This window comes from bacterium, from assembly GCA_035703895.1.
GTDB lineage: Bacteria > Sysuimicrobiota > Sysuimicrobiia > Sysuimicrobiales > Segetimicrobiaceae > Segetimicrobium.
Window position 1 is genome coordinate 1 of the sequence record DASSXJ010000194.1, and the last position, 5,060, is coordinate 5,060.

At 68.5% G+C, this 5,060-nt stretch carries 5 protein-coding genes; 3 read left to right on the forward strand and 2 right to left on the reverse strand.

Annotation, left to right across the window (positions count from 1 at the left end):
- Positions 1-61: 61 nt before the first annotated feature.
- The 3 genes from VFP86_13340 (at position 62) to VFP86_13350 (ending at position 2,888) form a co-directional block, all read left to right on the forward strand.
- Positions 62-1,042, forward strand: a complete 981-nt coding sequence (locus VFP86_13340) for an asparaginase (protein HET9000623.1) — start codon at positions 62-64, stop codon at positions 1,040-1,042.
- 85 nt (positions 1,043-1,127) lie between these two features.
- Positions 1,128-2,144: a C-terminal binding protein gene (locus VFP86_13345; protein ID HET9000624.1), complete on the forward strand. Its 1,017-nt coding sequence runs from the start codon at positions 1,128-1,130 to the stop codon at positions 2,142-2,144.
- Positions 2,145-2,153: 9 nt separating this feature from the next.
- On the forward strand, positions 2,154-2,888 hold the full coding sequence (locus VFP86_13350; protein HET9000625.1) for a PIG-L deacetylase family protein: 735 nt from the start codon (positions 2,154-2,156) through the stop codon (positions 2,886-2,888).
- A gap of 6 nt (positions 2,889-2,894) precedes the next feature.
- Here VFP86_13350 and VFP86_13355 read toward each other — a convergent pair whose 3' ends face one another.
- On the reverse strand, positions 2,895-4,037 hold the full coding sequence (locus tag VFP86_13355; GenBank protein HET9000626.1) for a DegT/DnrJ/EryC1/StrS family aminotransferase: 1,143 nt from the start codon (positions 4,035-4,037) through the stop codon (positions 2,895-2,897).
- Between the two features lie 30 nt (positions 4,038-4,067).
- Positions 4,068-5,060 (reverse strand): DegT/DnrJ/EryC1/StrS family aminotransferase (locus VFP86_13360; GenBank protein HET9000627.1); only part of this gene is annotated, 993 nt, incomplete at its 5' end.

The following is a 5,060-nucleotide window of genomic DNA, read 5'->3' on the forward strand; positions in this document are numbered from 1 at the left end:
TGAATGAAAAGGGGCTGCCATCTTCTAGCACGAACGATGACTCGCCGGAGGATTCGAACTCATGCCGCTCCCTCGAGTTCACCTCATCACCACGGGCGGCACGATCGCGGGCGCGCGCGGGCCGTCCGGAACGGTTGCCCCCGGGCTCACGCCCGACCAGCTCCTGGCCCGGATCCCGGAAGCCACGGCGTACGCGCAACTGACGGTAGAGGCCTTCCTAGAGGTGCCGAGCGGCGCCATCGGATTCGGGGACATGCTGACCCTGGCCCGCCGCGTGAAAGCGGCCCTGGCCGATCCTGACGTGGCCGGAGTCGTGATCACGCATGGCACCGCAACGGTCGAACAGACCGCCTACTTTCTCGACGTCGTGCTCGAGGAGGACCGCCCGGTCGTGATGACCGGCGCGATGCGCAATCCGACCTTGCCCAGCGACGACGGTCCGCTGAACTTGCTCAACGCCGTCCAGGTCGCCGCGTGTCCCCGCGCCCGGCAGCTGGGTGTGCTGGTCGTGATGAATGGCTTCGTGCATTGCAGTCTGGATGTCGCGAAGATGAGCTCGTCGAACGTGAACGCGTTTCAGTCCCTCGAGTTCGGACCGCTGGGAGCCGTCGATGAAGACCACGTGTATTTCGCCCGCCGGCCCTTCCGCCGGTTGCCGGGGATCATGCCCGAGGCCGTCACGGCGCGCGTGGAGCATGTCCCGTTCGCTGCGGACGCGAGCAACCTAGCTCTGCGCGCGGCGGTCGAGGCGGGCGTCGACGGCCTCGTTGTCGAGTCGGGCCGCCTAACGCCCCCTCAGGTGGAACTCCTCACCGAAGCCCTCCGCCGCGGCAGCGCCGTCGTGATCGCGAACCCCTACCACACCGGGCGGCTGCATCGGAATACCTACCGGCACGAAGGTGCCGAGGCCCACCTGCTGACGCTGGGGATGATCTTCACCGGCACCCCCGCCCTCAAGGCCCGGATCAAGCTCACGGTGCTCTTGAGCGCCGGCGTGAGCCGCGAGCGGATCCGCGAACTCTTTCACGCGGAGTGGCAGTAGCGGCGCCGCCGAGCAAATCGGGGAGGAGATCCGCGTGACTCGCGGCGTAAAAAAGGGGTATGCGGTCTGACGAGCGTCGCGGGCCATGAGCGCGCAGGGCTGTTACTGCATACGCACGGAGTCGCGGGACCGGCCCATGTACGACATCGCGATCGAGCGCGGCATCCTCGAACCCCAGGGGATCCGTCTCGAATCGGTGGATATGGATGCCCCCGACGCGTTTCCCCGCCTAGCGCCGAAGGCGGATGCGGTCCTCCACATGCGGGGAGTGCTCGATGCCGGCCGGATTTCGCTGCTCGATCGCTGCCGCATTATCGCCCACTACGGCACCGGCGTGGACCGGGTGGATGTCGGCGCCGCCACTGCACGGGGCATCTGGGTGACGAACGGACCGCGCTACGCCGTGGACGAGGTCTCGTCTCATGCGATCGCGCTCCTCCTCGCGGTCGCACGCAAGGTCGTCGCCGGGGACCGGGCCGTACGGTCCGGCGCCTGGCACATTAAGCCCATCGTTCCGCTCCACCGGATTGCCGGGAAGACGCTCGGCCTCCTCGGATTCGGGAACATCGCACGGGCGACGGGCCGGAAGGGGGCCGCGCTGGGACTTCAGGTGATCGCGTATGACCCCTACGTCGACGCTGACGTGTTCCGCGGCGCGGGCGTCCGCCGAGTGGATTTGGAAACGTGTCTCGCCGAGGCCGATTTCCTCTCCGTGCACCTCCCGCTGACGGCGGAGACGCGCGGCCTCATCGACCGGGAGGCCCTCAATCGGATGAAGGCCTCGGCCGTCCTCGTGAACACCTCGCGCGGCGGGGTAATCGACGAAGCAGCACTGGTGGACGCGCTGCACTCCGGCCGCCTCCGCGGCGCGGGACTCGACGTGTTCGCCGCAGAGCCGCTGCCCACCGACCATCCTCTCCTCGGGATCCCTACCGTGACCGTGTCGGGGCATGTCGGCTTCTACTCCGAAGAGTCCATTGAACAGATGCAGCGCGACGCGGCCGAGCAGGTCGTTGGGGCGCTGGAAGGGTCGGTCCCGGAGTTCCTGATCAATCGGGAGGTCCTCGAGCGGCGTCCCGGCGCGCGTTCGTCTCCCGGTTAGGAGCACGCGATGGCGGTCCAAGATCGGATCATGTGCATCAGCGCGCATGCAGCGGATTTCTGTGTGCGCGCGGGAGGAACACTCGCCCGCTACGCGAACGGGGGCGCGCCCGTGAGGGTGGTGGTGCTCAGCCCTGGAGCCCGGGGCGAATCCAACGAGTTTTGGAAGGCGCGCAAGGGGAAGGCGACCGAAGAAGAAGTCTCCATGATCCGCCGCGAGGAGGCGACGCGGGCCGCAGCCATCCTCGGAGTCGAGATCGTGTTCTACGACTACTCCGATCAGCCGCTCGTGTTCGACCGCGCGCTGCTGATGCGGCTGGTCCGGGAGATCCGGACGTTTCGACCGCGGGTGATCATCACGCACCCGCAGAACGAACCGTACAATCCCGACCACGGCCGCGCCTGTGAGGCCACGATCGAAGCTTCCTACTATACCGGCCTGGCGGGCGTCGAGCCGGACCTCCCCATTCTCCCGCCCATCCAGATTTTCGCCTGCGAGCCCACCCAGCCGATGATCGAGGCCACGGGGTTCCGGCCGGATCACTTCATCGACGTCACCGACGTCATGGACCAGAAGATGCAGGCGGTCGCCGAGTTCAAGGTGCAGCTGTACCACGTCGAACGTTACCGCACCCGCTCCGTGGCGCGCGGGACGCAGGCGTCGTACATCGCCGGGAACCCGGAGATCAAGTTTGCGGAAGGGTTTGAACGACTGAGCCCCTGGGCCGGACGCCTCTTTCCGTAACACCGCCTACGGGAGGCGTTCCCGAAAGAACGCCACAACCGCGTTCACGACCTGCTCCTGCATCGACGGCGTCATGTGCGGTCCGACCGGCAGCGACAGGTTTTCCCGGCACAGGCGTTCCGCGACCGGAAACTGTCCTTCCTTCGCGCCGTATCGCGCCCGGACCGGCCCGAGCAGGTGCAGCGGCGCCGGGTAGTGGATGCTGGCCTCGATCTCTCGACGGCGCAGGAACTCTCGGAGCGCGTCTCGGTGCGGCGTCTGGATCACGTAGTGCAGCCAGGATGGGCTCGCCCACGGGCGCTCCGGTGGAAGAACGACCGGGAGGTCCGCCTCCCGGAAGCGCGTGGTATAGTACGCCGCGGCGCGCCGGCGGTGGTCCAGAAAGCCATCCAGCATCCCCAGCTGGATCCGGCCCAGCGCGGCGCACATCTCGGTCAGGTGCATGTTGTACCCGATGCGGAGGAGGTCGTACCAGGAGCCATCGGTGCGGCGGATGAAGCTGATGTCCTCGGCGCGGCTCCGGCCCTGGTCCCGCAGGCTGCAGATGTCCTCGGCCAACCGCCGGTCATCGCAGACCCCGGCGCCCCCCGGGCCAAACACCGTGATCATCTTGCCGGAGAAGCTGAAAAACCCGCACTCGCCCATGCTCCCCAGGGGACGGCCCTTGTACGCCCCGCCCAAGGCGTGGGCCGCGTCCTCGATCAGGGCGCACCCGCGCGCCCGGGCCAGAGCCAGCAGCGGATCCATGTCGCAGGGGAACCCATACATGTGCACCGGGATGATCACCCGGGCCCCCGGGCCCGCGGCGGCCGCGGCCGCCGCCGCGTCGATGTTCCAGGTCGCCGGATCGGCCTCCACGAACACCGGGGTGGCGCCGGTCTTCACCACGGCCGCCAGCACCCCGATGTAGGCGTTCGCCGCCATCAGCACCTCGTCGCCCGGCCCGACGTCGAGCGCCTCGAGCGCCAGCAGCAGCACCGACGTCCCGGAGTTGGCCACGACCCCGTAGCGCCGGCCGCACCGTTCGGCCAGCTCGACCTCGAAGCGCTGCGTCTCTTCGCCTCCGTACGACCGGCCGGTGTCGAGGACGTCCAGCGTCTTCTGGCGCATGTCGTCGGTGAGGATCATGGCACGGTAGGGAATCTGCATACGGGCCCCGCTTTCCTTACGGTCGCGACATCACCGGTAGAAGTCCGCGATCCGATCCACGACGTACTCGATCTCGGCCGGCCCAACGTTGGGGGTGCATGGAAGCGATAGGCACTCCCGGGACAGCGTCTCCGCAACCGGGAACTCGCCCTCGCGGTAAGGGAGCCGCTCCATAAACGCGCGGTGCAGATGGGCCGGCGGAGCGTAGTGCACCCGCGCGTCGATGCCCTGGCCCGTGAGGTGGCGGCGCAACGCGTCGCGGTTCTTTACCCGGATCACGAAATGCAAGTGCGCGTGCCGCGCCCCGGGCAGCTCCGCCTGCATCGTGACCGGCAGCTCCGCCTCGGTCAGGCGTCGGCGGTACTCGGCGGCGTTGCGGGCGCGCTGCGCGTTCCACTCCTCGAGCGAGTCCAGCTGGCACGAAGCCACCGCGGCGACCATTTCGGTCAGGCGAAAGTTATAGCCCAACCGCTCCGACTCGTACCCGTCCCTCCGGCCGTGATAGCGGCGGAGGGTCATGTCCTCGGCGATGCGGTCGTCGCGCGTGGTGTTGGCGCCGCCGACGCCGCAGGCGGAAATGCCCTTGTTGCTGACGGCAAAGAGCGCCACGTCACCGAGGCCGCCGACCCTCGTCCCCTTGTACTCGCCCCCGAGCGCGTGCGCGGCGTCCTCGATGACGCGCACCCCGTACTCGCGAGCGCGGTGCAGCAGCGGCTCCATGTCGACCGGCTGGCCGTAGGTGTGCTGCGCCACGACCGCGCGGGCGCGTTCCCAGAGTGACGTGGGGATCAGGTCGGCGGAAAGGTTCCAGGTCGCTTCGTCGATATCGACGAAAGTGGGGACCGCCCCCAGGAGGAGCGCCGCTTCGGGGACCCCCGCGTAGATATTCGCCGGCATCAGCACCGCGTCGCCGGCCTGCACGCCGCAGGCGTGGAGGGCAAGCAGAATACACGCGCTCCCCGACCCGGCCCCGACGGCGTGGGGAACGCCGCACAGCGCCGCGAGCTTGGCCTCGAAGGACCG

Bases quoted from the DNA above. Each gene is read 5' to 3' on its own strand.
- VFP86_13350 (HET9000625.1), top strand. From the start codon at position 2,154: ATGGCGGTCCAAGATCGGATCATGTGCATCAGCGCGCATGCAGCGGAT.
- VFP86_13340 (HET9000623.1), top strand. From the start codon at position 62: ATGCCGCTCCCTCGAGTTCACCTCATCACCACGGGCGGCACGATCGCG.
- VFP86_13345 (HET9000624.1), top strand. From the start codon at position 1,128: ATGAGCGCGCAGGGCTGTTACTGCATACGCACGGAGTCGCGGGACCGG.
- VFP86_13355 (HET9000626.1), bottom strand. From the start codon at position 4,037: ATGCAGATTCCCTACCGTGCCATGATCCTCACCGACGACATGCGCCAG.